Genomic DNA, 15,490 nt, shown 5'->3' on the forward strand with positions numbered 1-15,490 from the left:
AACGGGCGCGCGGCTTCCCGTCCAAGGAGAGATCAACATGACCATGTTTCCCAAGGCGGCCGCGCTGCTGGGCGCCGCGCTGAGCTTCACGCTTCCCGCGGCGGCGCAGCCCGCCTGGCAGCCCACGCGACCCGTCGAATTTGTCGTCACCTCGGGCGCGGGCGGGGGCACGGACCTCTTCGCCCGCACGGTGCAGGCGGCCATCACGCGCCACAACCTCGTGCCCACCTCCATCGTCGTCACCAACAAGGGCGCGGGCTCGGGCGCAGAAGGCTTTGTCTATGGCCGCGGCGCGCAGGGCGACCCGCACAAGGTGATTTTCGGCACGAACAACGAGTGGCTGCTGCCGCTCGTCGCCCGCGTGGCCTGGAAGCCGCTGGACCTGACGCCTGTGACGGCCATGGCCTTCGATGAGTTCATGCTCTGGGTGAAGGGGGATTCCCCCTACCGCACGGGCGCGGATCTGATCGCCGCCGCGAAGGAACGGCCGGGTGCCATCCGCATGGGCGGCAGCCAGACCCGCGACACCGACCAGACGCTGACGCTGCTGATCCAGCGCGCGACGGGCGTTCGCTTCAACTACATCCCCTTCCGCGGCGGCGGAGAGGTGGGCGTGCAGCTCGCTGGCGGGCATATCGACGCCGACGTCAACAATCCCTCCGAGAGCGTCGGCGGATGGCGCGGTGGGCAGGTGCGCCCCGTCTGCGTCTTCCGGCGGGAAGCGCTGCCGGCCGGCCCGCGCGTGACCGAGGCCCAGTCCTGGTCCGACATCCCGACCTGCGCCAGCCAGGGCATCCCGATCGAGGAGTTCCGGATGCCGCGCACGATCTTCCTGCCGCCCGCCGTGCCCCCTGGCGCCCAGGCCTTCTGGGCGGAGGTGATGCGCAAGGTGAGCGAGACGCCGGAATGGGCGGACTACATCCAGCGTACGAGCCAGAGCCCCGCCCTGCTCTCGCCCGACGAGATGCGCGCCCTGATGGTGACGGAGGAGCGCTCGGCCCGCGAGCTCTACGGCCCCGAAGGCTGGTTGGTGAACTGACGACGCGCACGGGAGGGGCGGACCGATGCTGCGCCGATTGCATCTCGAGCTGGGCTTCGCCGGCCTCGTCTTCCTCGTCGGGCTTGTCGGGCTTCGCGGCACGGCCGAGCTGGACACGGGTTGGGCCTCGGACGGGCCGCAGGCGGGGTTCTTCCCCTTCCGCGTGTCGCTCATCCTGATGGCCGCGGCCGCCCTCGTGGCCATCAACGCCTGGCGGGCGCGCGAGACGCTGTCGCGCACCGTCGTGATCGAGCGCGAGGGCGGGGCGCGGGTGCTGCGCTTCGGCCTGCCCATCCTGGCGATGGTGGCGGTGGCGCAGTGGCTCGGCCTTTATCTCGCGATGGCGCTCTACCTGCTGTTCACGATCCGCTTCGCGGGGCGGCGCCGCTGGGCCACGGCGCTCGGCGTCGCGGTCGGCGTTACCGTGGTCACCTTCGTCGTCTTCGAGAAGTGGTTCACCGTCCCGCTCCTGAAGGGGCCGCTCGAAGTCATGCTGGGCCTGGGCTGAGGGGCGCGCCGATGCTGTCCAACCTCGACGCGCTGATGCACGGCTTCTCCGTCGCGCTCACCCTCCACCACATCGTGCTGATGATCGCGGGCGTCCTGCTCGGCATCCTCGTGGGCGTGCTGCCCGGCCTGGGCGCACCCAACGGCGTGACGCTGCTGCTGCCGCTCACCTTCTCGATGGATCCTGTCTCGGCCATCATCCTGCTCACCAGCCTCTACTGGGGCGCGCTCTTCGGGGGCTCCACCACCTCCATCCTCTTCAACATCCCCGGCGAACCCTCCTCGGTGGCGACCACCTTCGACGGCTACCCGATGGCGCGGCAGGGCAGGGCGAGCGAGGCCCTGACCTACGCCTTCATCTCCGCCGGCATCGGCGCGCTGGTGGGCATCGTCGTCATCACGCTTCTCTCCAGCGCCGTCGCCTCCTTCGCGCTGCGCTTCGGGCCGCCGGAATACTTTGCGGTCTATTTCCTCGCCTTCGCCTCCTTCATCGCCTTCGGGGGCGGCGCGCCGCTCAAGACAATCGTCTCGCTCTGTCTTGGCTTCGGCTTCGGCATGATGGGAATGGACACGGTTTCCGGCTCCATGCGCCTGACCTTCGACATCCCCGAGCTGATCCGCGGCATCTCCTTTCTTGTCGTCGTCATCGGCCTCTTCGGCCTCGGCGAGTTGCTGCTCACCATCGAGGAAGGGCCCGAGTTCAAAGGTGCCAGCGGACGGCTGGACCCGCGCGGCATGCTGCGGGCCCTGGCCAGCCTACCGCGTTACTGGGTGGCGGTGCTGCGCGGCAGCGCGGTAGGAGTCTGGATGGGCATCACCCCCGGCGGGCCCACGGCGGCCTCCTTCATGTCCTATGGCCTGGCCCGCAGGATGTCGCGCAACGGCGCCCGCTTCGGCCGCGGCGAGCCCGAGGGCGTGATCGCGCCGGAGACGGCGGACCACTCCGCCGGCACCTCGGCCATGCTGCCCATGCTCTCCCTCGGCATCCCCGGCTCGGCCACCTCGGCGGTGATGCTGGGCGGGCTGATGATCTGGGGCCTCAATCCCGGCCCGATGCTTTTCATCGAGCAGCGCGACTTCGTCTGGGGCATGATCGCCTCGATGTATCTCGGCAACGTCATCGGCGTGATCCTGGCACTGGCAACCGTGCCGCTCTTCGCCGCGATGCTCTCCGTCTCCTTCTCCATCATCGGGCCGGTCATCGTCACGGTCTGCCTCGTCGGCGCCTATACCGTGGCGGGCGCGCCTTTCGATCTCTGGCTCGCGGTGGTGTTCGGCGCGGCGGGGTACCTGATGAAGAAGCTCGACTACCCGCTCGCGCCGCTCGTCCTCGCCATGGTGATCGGCGACAAGGCGGAGGACGCCTTCCGCCAGTCCATGCTCATGTCGAACGGCTCGCTCGGGGTGCTCTGGTCGAACCCGCTGGTCGGCGCCCTCTCCACCCTGGCCGCGCTCTTCCTGCTCTGGCCCGTGGCCTCGGCGGTGCTGGGCTGGCACCGGACGAGCAAGGCCATGAGGATGGCGCGCGCGGAGCCCGGCTCGTGAGGATTGCCTTTCTCGGCCTCGGGCTGATGGGCGCGCCGATGGTGGGCAACCTCCTCGCCGCCGGCCATGCGCTGACGGTCTGGAACCGCAGCCCCGATAAGGCCGCCGCGCTGGTCCAGGCCGGCGCGGCCGCTGCTGCCAGCCCCGCCGAGGCGGTGACGGGTGCGGAGCTGGTGATCACCATGCTGGAGAACGGCCAAGTCGTGGAGGCCGTGCTCTTCGGCAGTGGCGCGGATGCCACCATCCCGCCCGGCGCCGTCGTTGCGGACATGTCCTCCATCCGCCCGGCCGAGGCGCAGGACCACGCCCTCCGCCTGACAGCGCGTGGCGTGCATCACCTGGACGCGCCGGTCTCCGGCGGTACCACAGGCGCGGCGGCCGGCACGCTGGCCATCATGGTGGGCGGAGAGGCCGAGGCCTTCGCGCGTGCCGAGCCCGCGCTGCGCGCCCTCGGTCGCCCCGTGCTGGTCGGGCCCAGCGGGGCCGGCCAACTCGCCAAGCTGGCAAACCAGGTGATCGTCGGCGCCACCATCGGCGCGGTGGCGGAAGCCTTCCTGATCGCTCAGCGCGGCGGCGCCGATCCTGCCCGGCTGCGCGAGGCCCTGCGCGGTGGCTTCGCCGAGAGCCGCATCCTCGAGCTGCACGCCAGCCGCATGATCGAGCGCGATTTCACCACGCGCGGCCGCTGCGTGACGCATCTGAAGGATCTGGACAATACCCTCGACGCCGCGGAACGCCTGGGGCTGGGGGCCACGCCCTACACCGCCGTCACGGCCGAGCTATACCGGAACCTGATCGCCACCGCCGGCGATCCCGACCATTCCGCCCTGTTGCTGGAGCTGGAGCGGCGCAACCCCGCCCCGCAGAGAGGACCGACGACTTGACCGACGACGCGAACGACTACCGCAAGCCCGGGGAGCTACGGTCCCGCGCCTGGTTCGCGCGGCAGGACAAGATGGGCTTCTACTATCGCTCCTGGCTCCGCAACCGGGGCCTGCCGAACGACCAGTTCGACGGGCGGCCCGTCATCGGCATCTGCAACACCTGGTCCGAGCTGACGCCCTGCAACGGGCATTTCCGCACCATTGCCGAGCACGTCCGCTACGGCATCCTGGAGGCCGGCGGCTACCCGCTGGAATTCCCGGTGCTGAGCCTCGGCGAGACGCAGATGCGCCCGACGGCCATGCTTTACCGCAACCTCGCCTCGATGGACGTGGAGGAGGCGCTGCGCGCCAATCCACTCGACGGCGTGGTGCTGCTGATGGGCTGCGACAAGACCACGCCCGCCCTGCTGATGGGCGCCGCCAGCGTGGACCTGCCAACCATAGGCGTCTCTGGCGGGCCGATGCTCAGCGGCCATTACCGGGGCCAGAAGATCGGCTCCGGTACGAACACCATCTCCATGAGCGAGCAGCTCCGCGCCGGCGAGATCACGCTGCGCGAGTTCCACGAGGCCGAGGGCGCGATGTCGCGCTCCGCCGGCTCCTGCATGACCATGGGTACAGCCTCCACCATGGCCTCGATGGTGGAGGCGCTGGGTGTGGGCCTGCCTGGCAACGCCGCCATTCCCGCGCCCGATGCGCGCCGCAACGAACTGGCGCGGCTCGCGGGGCGGCGGATCGTGGAGATGGTGCGCGAGGATCTGCGCCTGTCGAAGCTGCTGACCCGCCAAGCCCTGGAGAACGCGATCCGGACGCTGGCCGCGATCGGCGGCTCCACCAACGCGGTCGTGCACCTGCTCGCCATCGCCGGCCGCCTGGGCGTGCCGCTGGAACTGGAGGATTTCGACCGGCTGGCGAGCGAGGTGAACTGCCTCGTCAACCTCCGTCCCTCCGGCGAGCACCTGATGGAGGATTTCTACTACGCCGGCGGCCTGCCCGTGGTGCTGCGTGACCTCGTGGAGCGCAACCTCCTCCACGGCGACGTCATCACGGCCAATGGCCGCACTCTTGCCGAAAACGTGGCGGACGCGCAGTGCTGGAACCGCGACGTCATCCACAGCTACGACGCGCCCTTCAAGCCGCAGGCGGGCATTGCCATCCTGCGCGGCAATCTCTGCCCGGACGGCGCCGTCATCAAGCCCTCCGCCGCCTCGCCGCACCTTCTCCGGCACACCGGCCGCGCCGTGGTCTTCGAGAGCATCGAGGATCTGCACGCCCGCATCAACGACGAGAACCTCGACATCGACGAGACCTGCGTCATGGTCCTGAAGTATTGCGGCCCGAAGGGCTATCCCGGCATGGCGGAGGTGGGGAACATGCCCCTGCCGCCCAAGCTGCTGCGCCAGGGCGTGCGCGACATGATCCGCATCTCCGACGCCCGCATGTCCGGCACCGCCTATGGCACCGTGGTGCTGCACGTGGCGCCGGAAGCCATGGCGGGCGGCAACCTGGCCCTGGTCAGGAACGGCGACACCATCACGCTGGACGTGGCGGCCCGCAGCCTGCACCTGCACGTCGAGGAAGCGGAACTGGAAGCCCGCCGCGCCGCCTGGGTGCCGCCGCCCACCCCGCTTTCGGAGCGCGGCTATACCCGGATGTATGTCCAGCACGTACTGCAGGCCGACAAGGGCGTGGATCTCGACTTCCTCGTCGGCAACAGCGGCTCGCCCGTCGCGCGCGACAACCACTGAGCACCGCGCCGTGAACCACGAGATCCTCTTCCGCGACCTTGGCGACCGCCGCATCCGTTTCGCGCTCACCGGGGCCGGTGGAGGCTTCTCCCGCACCCTGCTGGGGCAGGTGCCGTCGATCCCCTGGCTGGATGCCGCCATCCTCTGCGACCTGGAGCCCGAGCGCGTCGTCGCCCTGCTGCGGGAGCTGCGCTATCCCGAAGGGGCCGCCGTCGTCTGCGAGGACTCCGCGGCGGCGCGGGCGGCGGCGGGGGAGGGGCGCGTCGTCGTGGTGCGCGACCACGCCCTGCTGGGGGAAGTGTCGCATGACATCGTGGTGGAGGCCACCGGCCATCCCGAGATCGGGGCCCGCATCGCGCTGAACGCCATCGAGCGGGGCGCGCATGTCGCCATGGTCAGCAAGGAGGTGGATTCGGTCGTCGGCCCGCATCTGAACCGTCGCGCGGCGGAGCGGGGCCTGGTCTACACCACGGCGGACGGCGACCAGCCAGCCAACCTCATCGGCCTCGTCACCTGGGCACGGCTTTTGGGGCTGGAGGTGGTCGCGGCGGGCAAGTCCAGCGAGTACGACTTTGTCTTCGACCCCGCGACGGGCCGCGTCGCCTGGACCGACCGGGAATGCGACGCCCCCGCCCTCGCCGGCCTCTGGCACCTTGGCGAGGATGTGGCCGCCACCCTCGCCCGGCGTTCGGAAGTTCTGGCGGCTCTTCCCCAGAGAGCGACGCCCGATTATTGCGAGATGAACGTCGTCGCGAACTCCACCGGGCTGCTTCCCTCGCGCGACGCGCTGAACTACCCGCTCTGCCGCATCACGGAATTGGCGGACATCTTCGTCCCGCGCGCGAACGGCGGCGTGCTGGACCGCACGGGCGTGGTGGACGTGTTCAACCTCATCCGCCGGCCCGATGAGGTGAGCTTCGGCGGCGGCGTCTTCGTCGTCGTGCGCTGCGCCGATCCGGCCACCTGGGAACTGCTGCGCGGCAAGGGCCACGTCGTCTCGCGTGACGGAAGCCACGCCTGCATCTTCCTTCCCTACCACATCATGGGGGTGGAGACGCCGCTCTCCCTTCTCTCGGCCGTTCTCCACGGCCGTGCGTCGGGGGGAGACCGCCAGCGGGTGCACGCGGTGATGGTGGCCCGCGCTGACCGTGACTTCCGCGCGGGCGAGATGCTGCACATGGGCGGGCACCACCACGTCATGCAGGATTGCACCGCGCTCCTCCTGCCCGCCGTGAAAGCCGCAGACCTCGCGCCCTTTTACCTCGCGGCTAACAAGCGGCTGCGTGCCGATGTTCCGCGAGGCGGCCTGATCGCGGAGGATGCAGTGGATCTGGATGGGTCGCTTCTGCAGGCGATCCGCCGCGACACCCCTCTTCCTGCCGCCTGATCCCTCGGAGAATGCCGATGAGCCAGACCCGCCCGCGCTATCGGGGCGTCTTCCCCGTGGTGCCCACGATCTTCGACGAGCGCGGGGAGCTGGACTTGGAAGGGCAGAAGCGCTGCCTGGACTTCATGATCGAGGCGGGCTCTGACGGCCTCTGCATCCTCGCGAACTTCTCCGAGCAGTTCGTCCTTACGGACCGGGAGAGGGAGGTTCTGACGGCGGCGATCCTCGATCACGTGGCCGGGCGCGTGCCGGTGATCGTGACGACCACGCATTTCTCCACCCGCATCTGCGCCGAGCGGTCTCGTCAGGCCCAGGCCGCCGGCGCCGCCATGGTGATGGTGATGCCGCCCTATCACGGCGCGACCATTCGCGTGCCGGAGGCCGGAATTTTCAACTTCTTCCGCAGCGTGTCGGAAGCGATCGACATTCCCATCATGATCCAGGACGCCCCGGTCAGCGGCACCACTCTTTCCGCCTCTTTCCTGGCCCGCATGGCGCGGGAGATCGAGCAGGTCTCCTACTTCAAGGTGGAAGTTCCCTTCGCCGCGGCGAAGCTGCGGGAGCTGATCGCCCTCGGCGGCGATGCCATCGAAGGTCCCTGGGACGGGGAGGAGGCCATCACCCTCATGGCCGACCTCGATGCGGGGGCTACCGGTGCCATGACCGGCGGTGGCTTTCCCGACGGCATCCGCCAGATCGTGGACGCCTATCGCGAGGGGCGGCGGGAGGAGGCGGCAGAGGCCTATCAGCACTGGCTGCCGCTCATCAATTACGAGAACCGCCAGTGCGGGCTGCTCGCGGCCAAGGCGCTGATGAAGGCCGGCGGGATCATCGGCTGCGACGCACCGCGCGCGCCGTTGCAGCCGCTGCACCCGGCCACCCGCGCCGGGCTGGTGGAGATCGCGCAGCGCGCCGGTGCCCTGGTGCTGCGCTGGGGGCGCTGATCGGGGATCGCCGGGTCAGGCTGCGGCCGGGCTGACGAAGCGCCCGGCGGACTTCTACCGGCTGCCCCTCTTCCGGTTGCTCTGCGTGGCGGTGCTGGCCTCGCCCTGCTTTCCCCTGCTGTGACGGTCTCTATCGGCGCGCGCGTCTTTCGCGTTCGGCTTGCCGCCGGTCGCGTTCTTGCGTTCCTGGGGAGCGCGCCCGGTGGGCGGCAGGGAGGGAGGTCCGCCATGGTGGTGCCTCGTCGATCAGGCGGGAGCGGAAGACGTAGCGATCGAGGCGATATCGTAAGCGTCAGGCTGGTAGCCGGCACCGTGGCGGCCTGGGATCAAGCGCGCAACGTTCCGCGAATGTCCGTCGCCTCACCAACAGCCCTACCCCCCACTTTGTCCACTGTGACGAATGGGGAAGGCACCGAGTCGCAGGAAAAAACTTCCTTATAAACATACTGTTGCGCGAGTTGAAGGGGGTGAACACCCGTATCGGTTGATCAAGCAAGAATAATTGTCTAATGATCACGTGTTGGAGATTGCGGTTGAGATACGAAGAGTAACCGCTTGCTCCTGAACATGCAAAAAGCAGGAGGCTGCAAATGGCTTATGTCGGACACGTCGCCCCCGTTGTGGGCCGTCTTTCTTCCGAGAACGCCGAGGGGGGCAGCCCGCAGTCCACCCTTCCTGACCTTCTGCGTTACAAGAACCTCCATGCGGAGCTCGACGCGCCCGCTGGCATTTGGTGGGCCCGCATGGCCCCGCTCGGCCGGCCGAGCTTTACCGATGGCCTGCTGCACGACATCCGCGAGATGCATCGCGAACTGGCCCGCGTGGTGGAGGCGGCGCCGGGCACCGTTCGGCACGTGGTGCTCGGCTCCTCGGTGCCGGGCATCTACAACCTCGGCGGCGACCTCGCCCTCTTCGCGCGGCTCATCCGCGCCGGCGATCTCGAAGGGCTGCGACGCTACGGCCGCATCGCCGTCGAGGCGATCCACCGCAACCACACGGCCTTCGGCCTTCCCGTGACGACCATTGCCCTCGTCCAGGGCGACGCGCTCGGCGGCGGCTTCGAGTGCGCGCTGGCCCACGACGTGATCGTGGCGGAGCGCGGCGCGAAGTTCGGTCTGCCGGAGGTGCTGTTCAACCTCTTCCCCGGCATGGGCGCCTACTCCTTCCTCTCGCGCCGCATCGGGCGCGTGGCAGCCGAGCGCATGATCCTCTCGGGCCGGATCTACGGCGCGGCCGAGTTGCACGAGATGGGTCTCGTCGATGTGCTGGCCGAGGACGGGGAGGGCGAGCAGGCGGTGCGGGACTACACCGAGCGTACGGGCCGCCGCTTCAATGCGCACCGCGCCCTTTATGAGACCCGCCGCCGCGTGGAGCCCGTGACCCTTCACGAGCTGCGCCACGTGGTGGATGGATGGGCCGAGGCGGCGCTCAACCTCGGCGAGGCCGACCTGCGGAAGATGCTGCGCCTCGCCGGTGCCCAGGACCGGCGCATGGCAGGCCTCGCCACGGCCTGAGGCCTTCCCGACCTTAGCCGAAGCGCAGGTTTTCCAGCGCCGCGCGGACGCGCCCGAACTCCGCCGCGATCGCCCCCGCGTCCTCCCGCCCGCGCGCGCGCAGCTCGGCCCCTGCCAGCCCCTCGGCCTGGCGGCAGAGCCGGTGCAGGCGCGCCGCGCCGATATTGGCGGAGATGCTGGAGAGCGCATGCGCCTGCCGGCGGAAGGCGATGCTGTCGCCCAACGCGGCCGCGCTGGACAAGCCGGTCAGCAACTCCGCGCCCTCCGCCATGAAGTCGCTCGCAACCTCCGCGACGAAGACCTCGCCGCCCAGGCCGCCAAGCCGATCCAGCACGTCGGGATCGAGGACAGGAAGGGTCGGCGCCGCCGCTCGGCACGGGGCGGGCTCATCCGGCAGGGCGCCGCGGATCGCCGCCAGCAGCGCCTCCGGCTCGATCGGCTTGGTGATGAGCCCATCCATTCCCGCCTCCAGGCAGCGGGCGCGCGTCTCGGGCGTCGCATCGGCGGTAAGGCCCAGGATGACCAGCCGCCGCCCCTCGCCGACCTCGGCGAAGCGGTGCAACTTGGTCGCCTCGATGCCGTCCATGCCCGGCATGTTCACGTCCATCAGGACGAGGTCGTAGTTGGGCCCATCGGCTGCCAGGGCGTCCAGCGCGGCCTCTCCGTCATTCACCAGCACGGCCTCGTGGCCCGCACGATCCAGGATGCGCGCGACTACCTTGCGGTTCACCCCGTTGTCGTCGGCGACGAGAAGACGCAGCCGCGCCTCGGGCGCCGGCCCGGGCTCTGCTTCGGCCATGGCGGGTTCCGGCGCGGCACCGGCCAGGCGCAGCGCCAGGGCGAGATCCTGCGGCGTGCAGTCCGGCGGGACGACCCCGCCGGCCCAGCGGCTGGCGTCCCGCGGCAGGCGGCCGCGCTCGGGCGTGCCGACCAGCACGACCGGTTGCGCCGGCCAGATGGGCAAGGCGAGGGTGCGCCCTTCCGGAAGAGGCGGCAGCGGGAGGAGCGCGGCCTCGGCCAGCAGGGGGCGCCCCCTCGCCTCGGTGGCCCCTGTCACGCGCCGTACGGCGATGCCGGCCTGCGCCAGGATGGGCGCGAGGCGTGCCGCGATATCGTCGGAGGCGAGCAGCGCGACGCTGCCGGCCGGTGCCGCGAGCGGGGCAGGCTCATCGAGCGCTTCGACCCTAACCGTGAACCAGAAGGTCGCGCCCTGTCCGGGCGCGCTCTCCACGCCCAGTTCCCCGCCGAGCAGCGTGACCAGCCGTCGGCAGATGGCCAAACCCAGCCCCGTTCCGCCGAAGCGGTGGATGATGTCCGGGTCGGCCTGGGTGAAGCTCTCGAAAATCCGGCCCTGCGCCTCCGCGGCGATGCCGATGCCGGTATCCGAAACCTCGAAGTTCAGCCGCACGATGCCGCGGCCGGCCGGCTCGCCTCGCACGGCGACGGAGATGCCGCCCGTCTCGGTGAACTTCAGCGCGTTGCTGGCGAGGTTCAGCAGGATCTCGCGCAGGTGCCGGCGGTCCGCGCGGAGCCCCGCCGGTGTGCCCGCCGCGACGTGGAGGCCGAAGGCGAGGCCGCGCTCCCGCGCCTGGGGGGCGAGAAGGCTGCGGAGGTCGAGTAGCAGGTCGAGCAGGCTGAACTCTTCCAACTCCACCCTAATCCGCCCGGCCTCAATTCGCGAGAGGTCGAGCAGGTCGTCCACGAGGTCGAGCTGCGCTCGTGCCGCGACGAGGATGATGCGCGCCATGTCGCGCTGCTCCGCATCGAGGCGGGTGTCGCGCAGGAGGGCGCCCATGCCGACGATCGCGTTCAGCGGCGTGCGCAGCTCGTGGCTGACCGAGGCGAGGAAAAGGCTCTTCGCCTGGTTCGCCTCCTCCGCCGCACGGCGCGCGTCCGAGAGCTTGCGGATCAGCACGCCCGCGTAGAGCGGCAGAACCACGAAGCCGACGAGGAGACCGGCCGAGAGGTGCGGCTGGCCCAACCAGAAGGGCGTGGTGGCAACGACCGTCGCGAAGCCGGCCACGCCCACCGCCGTCGCGGCGCGGAGCCAGGCCAGGCCGAAGCGGAAGCCATTGCCGAAGATGATCCAGAGATAGATGGGAACGAAGCCCGAATGCGCCTCCTCTCCGATCTGTAGATACCAGGACAGGCAGCCGACATCGAGCAGCAGCGCCACGGCGCGCCGCGGCGTGGAGGTGCCGGGAAAGGCGAGGATATGGGCGAAGACCAGGGCCGCCGCCGCGCACCAGCCGCCCAGCGCGAACAGCGCGGCGCCCGGGACGGGCCCCGGGAACAGGGCCTGGCAAACCAGCAGCAGCGCCGCGAAGCCGAGCCGGTTGAGGCTCATCTCATGTTCGGAATCCGGCCGGCCGCGCAGGCGGGCCAGGCCCTCCCGCAGGCCGCGCATCGGCGTTAGCCCCCAATCCCGCGGAAGGCAGGCGTCCCGGAAGCCGGGTCGAGCTCGAGCGAGGTGCTGAGCACGCCGACGACCGTGCCGTCGGCCGCGCGCAGCGGCGCCTTCGTGGTCAGCAGGACGGAGTGGTCCTCCGCGACCTCCCAGAATGCAGCGACGCGCCGGCCGGTTTCCAGCACCGCGCGGTCCTTGGCTCGGCTGAGCGCGGCGCGCTCCCCACTCAGCAGCCTGGCCATGTCCTGCCCGACCAGCTCCGCAGCGGACCGTCCGAGATGCCCGGCCATGCGCGCGTTCACGAAGAGGCAGCGTCCGTCGCGGTCGGTCGCGGCGACGAGCGCGGGCAGGTCGTCGATGACCGGCGCCACCACCGGCCGCGGCGCGGCGGCGGCTGGTGCAAGGGCCAGCAGGTTGCGCGCCCGCGCGACGAACTCGAAGTGGTCCACCGGGCTCTGCAGGAAGTCCGTGGCGCCGGCCTCCATTGCCGCCTGCCGAAAGCCGCGATCGTCATAGGCGGTGACCACCAGCACGGGGGCGGCTGTGCCGGTGCGCAGCCCGCGGAAGCGGCGCGTGAACTCCGCGCCGTCCATCTCCGGCATCGAATAGTCGGTGATGACGAGGTCCACCGCGTTGCTCTCGAGCCACTCGAGCGCGTCGAGGGGGTTGGCGAAGCTCTCGACGATGACGTCGTCCGCGATCAGCCCGGCCAGGCGGGTGAAGATCGAGCGGTTGGTGGCGCGGTCGTCCAGGATGAGGATCAGGGGCATGGCGCGGACTCCTGTGCCGCTGTCAGGGCTGCGCCGGGCCGGGCAGCGGGAAGTCGATGCGGCACTCCAGCCCCGCCGCCGACCAGTGCTGGGTCAGGTGCCCGCCGAGCTGGTTCTGCACCGTCGTTTGCAGGACGCGCGATCCGAAGCCGCAGCGCGTCGGCTGGGGCAGGGGGGGAGGGCCGCCCGATTCCTGCCAGAGCAGGTGCAGCCGGCGTGCGGCGTTCCCCTCGGCCTCCTGTGTCACCGACCACTCGATCTGCACCACGCCGCCCGACACGGAAAGGGCGCCGTGCTTCACGGCATTGGTCGCCAGCTCGTGCACGGCCATCGAGAGGGGCTGGGCGATGATCGGCGGGACCATCAGGGTCGGGCTCGGGATGACCACGGTCGGCCCGGCACCGCCGCTCGTCAGGAAGGGCGCCAGCTCGCCCTCGAGCAGCGTCCGCAGGTCGGCGCCGGACCAGCCGCTCTGCGTCAGCAGCGTCTGCGCGCGTGCCAGTGCGGCGACGCGGCCCTCCACCGCCCGCACATAGGTCGCCTGGTCGGGCGCGCGCGTCAGGCGCAGGATGGCCTGGACCACGGTCAGCGCGTTCTTCGCGCGGTGGTCCACCTCCCGGATGAGGAGCGTCTGGCGCATCTCGGCTTCCTTGCGCGCGGTCGTGTCCAGATGCATCCCGACGATGGAGCCGCGGCTGCCCGCCGGGCCAGGCATCCGCCGGCCGCGGCCGTAGAGCCAGCGCGTCTCCTCCCCCCCGTCGCGTGTGCGGCGGCGGATGCGGAACTCGGCCTCGTACTCGCCGGTCTCGTCGGCATGGGCAAGGGCGGCGCGAAGCGGCGCCTGGTCCTCCGGCACCACCAGCGCGACCAGTCGCTCCACCGTCGGGCGCGCCTCGGCCTCTGGGTTCGTGCCGAAAAGCGCGTGCTGCTCGGGCGACCAGTCCTGCTCCTCGGTGCCCGGGTGCCATTCGAAGGTGCCGATCTCGGCCACCTCTTGGGCGAGGCGAAGGCGCCCCTCCGAGGCGCGCAACTCCTCCTCCGCCGCCTTCAGCGCGAGGGCCTCGGTGCTCGCTTCCACGACGAGGGGCTCGGCCCCGTCGCCGCGCATGTCCCAGGTGGTGGCGACGGTCGTCTGCGCCCCATCCCGCCGGCGGTGGCGCAACTCGCCCTGCCAGCGCCCGGCCTGCGCCAGTTCGGCCATCGCGCTGCGGCGGCCGCCATCCATGAAACGCGTGCGGAGCAGTTCGTGCGCGACGCGGCCGACCGCCTCCGCTGCCGTGTAGCCGAACAGGCGCTCCGCCCCGGGCGACCAGTAGCGGATGACCCCCTCGGGCGTGCGGACGAAGACGGCGGCCACGTCGAGCGCCATGCGCTCTGGCGGGCTGGGCGGGGCCGGGCGGCGGAAAGCGCGGGCCGCGGCAAGGATGCCCATGCCTAGTGCCAGTCCGAGTGCCGCCCCAACCGGCACCACGGCGACGAGTGAGACCGACGCGAGAGAGCCGAGCAGGGCCAGTGCCACCCCGGCGGGAGCAAGCGCGCGGACACGGCCCTGCGGCATCGCCAAAGGCATCTGGCTTCCGTCAGCGCGTGCCGTGGAAGGGGTGAATGGCATGCACTCAGCCACCCTGTGCATAAGGCACGCAGGGTTCGGCGGCGCCATGAACGGCTGCCGGGAGGCGAATGAGGAGCCGTGGGATGGCCGGGAGGACACGGTTTCTCATGCAGATGCGCTCCTTGCCCGAAAAAGCTGCGAGCACGGTTCACATCGCCCCAAAGCAGCTACCTCCCGGCGAGAAGTATCACAGCTATGTGTGAATTGTGCAAGTGAATGGCAAGAATATCGGCGACCACATTAGTGCCGGTCGTAGAAGTTTTGCTGCTCCAGACTTCTTGTTGTTTTTTGCGACAAGGAAATGATCGGGCGGGAAGGGGGCCGCTGCCGGGCGAACCGAAGGGCATCGCGGCCGGAGGCGTGGCAACGGAGCATCACAGCGCGACCAGCAACTGGAGCGCGTTGTGCGTGGCCTCACCGGCCGCGGTGTTGTCGAATATGCACCAAGCCTCCCCGGCTTCTCGTCCACCGCCCGACATGGCGCGCGCGAGGGCCGTGACCTGTGCTTTAGAATAGGGGGAGCGGTAGATTTCCGGGGAGCCGTGCAAGCGATGGTAGACGAGCCCTGGCCATGCGCCCGGCTCGGCGGCGCGCGGGACGACGGCGGGATCGGCCGCCACCCGGGCGATGCCATGCGCCGCGAGAGTGGCCTCGGCCGCATCCGTGAACCAGGTCTCGTGCCGCGGCTCGCAGGCGAGAAGCCCGCTGAACCTGTCGCGGAAACTCGAGAAGTAGCGCTCGACCACCGCCTGGTCATAGCGAAGGCTCGGCGGCAGTTGGATGAGCAGCGGCCCCAGCCTGTCACCGAGCGCCTGCACCTCCGCAAGGAAGCGATCGAGCGGCTCCTCCGCATCCACCAGCCGGCGCGTATGCGTGATCTCGCGCGGAACCTTCACGGAGAAGCGGAAACCTGGCGGCACGCTCGCGGCCCAGCGGGCGTAGGTCGCGGGGCGATGAGGCCGATAGAAGGACGAGTTGATCTCGACGGCCGGAAGGCGGGCCGCATAGCGCTCGAGATGACTGCCCGTGCCGGGGAAGCTCTCGGCGTGCTGCTTGGGAATGCTCCAACCCGCTGTTCCGATCAGGCGGCTCCCGTTTTTCATCGTGTCTCCTCCGCCTGATACGGCGAGGGA

The 15,490-nt window shown here is 70.3% G+C and carries 12 protein-coding genes; 8 read left to right on the forward strand and 4 right to left on the reverse strand.

What is annotated here, in order from left to right; translation table 11 throughout:
• Nucleotides 1-37: 37 nt before the first annotated feature.
• The 8 genes from D9599_RS22020 to D9599_RS22055 all read left to right on the forward strand — a co-directional run bounded on the left by D9599_RS22020 (nucleotide 38) and on the right by D9599_RS22055 (nucleotide 9,568).
• Nucleotides 38-1,039, forward strand: coding sequence for a tripartite tricarboxylate transporter substrate binding protein (locus tag D9599_RS22020; protein WP_198383452.1), 1,002 nt, complete (start codon nucleotides 38-40; stop codon nucleotides 1,037-1,039).
• A 25-nt stretch (nucleotides 1,040-1,064) separates the two neighbouring features.
• The gene (locus D9599_RS22025) at nucleotides 1,065-1,547 is read left to right on the forward strand and encodes a tripartite tricarboxylate transporter TctB family protein (RefSeq protein ID WP_198383453.1); all 483 of its coding nucleotides are present in this window, start codon (nucleotides 1,065-1,067) and stop codon (nucleotides 1,545-1,547) included.
• Nucleotides 1,548-1,561: 14 nt separating this feature from the next.
• Nucleotides 1,562-3,091: a tripartite tricarboxylate transporter permease gene (locus tag D9599_RS22030; RefSeq protein WP_408906383.1), complete on the forward strand. Its 1,530-nt coding sequence runs from the start codon at nucleotides 1,562-1,564 to the stop codon at nucleotides 3,089-3,091.
• On the forward strand, nucleotides 3,088-3,975 hold the full coding sequence (locus D9599_RS22035) for an NAD(P)-dependent oxidoreductase (RefSeq protein WP_198383455.1): 888 nt from the start codon (nucleotides 3,088-3,090) through the stop codon (nucleotides 3,973-3,975). Before D9599_RS22030 ends, D9599_RS22035 begins: the two co-directional genes overlap by 4 nt.
• Nucleotides 3,972-5,723 (forward strand): IlvD/Edd family dehydratase, encoded by a 1,752-nt coding sequence (locus D9599_RS22040; RefSeq protein WP_198383456.1) that lies wholly within the window; start codon nucleotides 3,972-3,974, stop codon nucleotides 5,721-5,723. The genes D9599_RS22035 and D9599_RS22040 overlap by 4 nt, the downstream gene beginning before the upstream one ends.
• A gap of 10 nt (nucleotides 5,724-5,733) precedes the next feature.
• Nucleotides 5,734-7,110 (forward strand): NAD(P)H-dependent oxidoreductase, encoded by a 1,377-nt coding sequence (locus D9599_RS22045; RefSeq protein WP_198383457.1) that lies wholly within the window; start codon nucleotides 5,734-5,736, stop codon nucleotides 7,108-7,110.
• 11 nt (nucleotides 7,111-7,121) lie between these two features.
• Nucleotides 7,122-8,054 carry a dihydrodipicolinate synthase family protein gene (locus D9599_RS22050; RefSeq protein WP_198383458.1) on the forward strand — a complete coding sequence of 311 codons (933 nt, stop codon included), beginning with the start codon at nucleotides 7,122-7,124 and terminating at the stop codon, nucleotides 8,052-8,054.
• Between the two features lie 590 nt (nucleotides 8,055-8,644).
• Nucleotides 8,645-9,568 (forward strand): crotonase/enoyl-CoA hydratase family protein, encoded by a 924-nt coding sequence (locus tag D9599_RS22055; protein WP_198383459.1) that lies wholly within the window; start codon nucleotides 8,645-8,647, stop codon nucleotides 9,566-9,568.
• 13 nt (nucleotides 9,569-9,581) lie between these two features.
• Here D9599_RS22055 and D9599_RS22060 read toward each other — a convergent pair whose 3' ends face one another.
• The 4 genes from D9599_RS22060 to D9599_RS22075 form a co-directional block, all read right to left on the reverse strand.
• Nucleotides 9,582-11,975, reverse strand: coding sequence for an ATP-binding protein (locus tag D9599_RS22060; RefSeq protein ID WP_198383460.1), 2,394 nt, complete (start codon nucleotides 11,973-11,975; stop codon nucleotides 9,582-9,584).
• A gap of 5 nt (nucleotides 11,976-11,980) precedes the next feature.
• Entirely contained in the window at nucleotides 11,981-12,745 is a 765-nt protein-coding gene (locus D9599_RS22065) for a response regulator (protein WP_198383461.1), read from the reverse strand.
• Between the two features lie 22 nt (nucleotides 12,746-12,767).
• On the reverse strand, nucleotides 12,768-14,315 hold the full coding sequence (locus tag D9599_RS22070; RefSeq protein ID WP_198383462.1) for a sensor histidine kinase: 1,548 nt from the start codon (nucleotides 14,313-14,315) through the stop codon (nucleotides 12,768-12,770).
• A gap of 416 nt (nucleotides 14,316-14,731) precedes the next feature.
• On the reverse strand, nucleotides 14,732-15,460 hold the full coding sequence (locus tag D9599_RS22075; protein ID WP_198383463.1) for a DUF72 domain-containing protein: 729 nt from the start codon (nucleotides 15,458-15,460) through the stop codon (nucleotides 14,732-14,734).
• Nucleotides 15,461-15,490: the final 30 nt, after the last annotated feature.

The organism is Roseomonas sp. KE2513 (assembly GCF_016107305.1).
Taxonomy (GTDB): domain Bacteria; phylum Pseudomonadota; class Alphaproteobacteria; order Acetobacterales; family Acetobacteraceae; genus Roseomonas.

Excerpts from the sequence above, each read along its gene's own strand:
- D9599_RS22055 (WP_198383459.1), top strand. The coding sequence starts at position 8,645 with ATGGCTTATGTCGGACACGTCGCCCCCGTTGTGGGCCGTCTTTCTTCC.
- D9599_RS22075 (WP_198383463.1), bottom strand. The coding sequence starts at position 15,460 with ATGAAAAACGGGAGCCGCCTGATCGGAACAGCGGGTTGGAGCATTCCC.
- D9599_RS22070 (WP_198383462.1), bottom strand. The coding sequence starts at position 14,315 with ATGCCTTTGGCGATGCCGCAGGGCCGTGTCCGCGCGCTTGCTCCCGCC.
- D9599_RS22065 (WP_198383461.1), bottom strand. The coding sequence starts at position 12,745 with ATGCCCCTGATCCTCATCCTGGACGACCGCGCCACCAACCGCTCGATC.
- D9599_RS22025 (WP_198383453.1), top strand. The coding sequence starts at position 1,065 with ATGCTGCGCCGATTGCATCTCGAGCTGGGCTTCGCCGGCCTCGTCTTC.
- D9599_RS22060 (WP_198383460.1), bottom strand. The coding sequence starts at position 11,975 with ATGCGCGGCCTGCGGGAGGGCCTGGCCCGCCTGCGCGGCCGGCCGGAT.
- D9599_RS22020 (WP_198383452.1), top strand. The coding sequence starts at position 38 with ATGACCATGTTTCCCAAGGCGGCCGCGCTGCTGGGCGCCGCGCTGAGC.
- D9599_RS22050 (WP_198383458.1), top strand. The coding sequence starts at position 7,122 with ATGCCGATGAGCCAGACCCGCCCGCGCTATCGGGGCGTCTTCCCCGTG.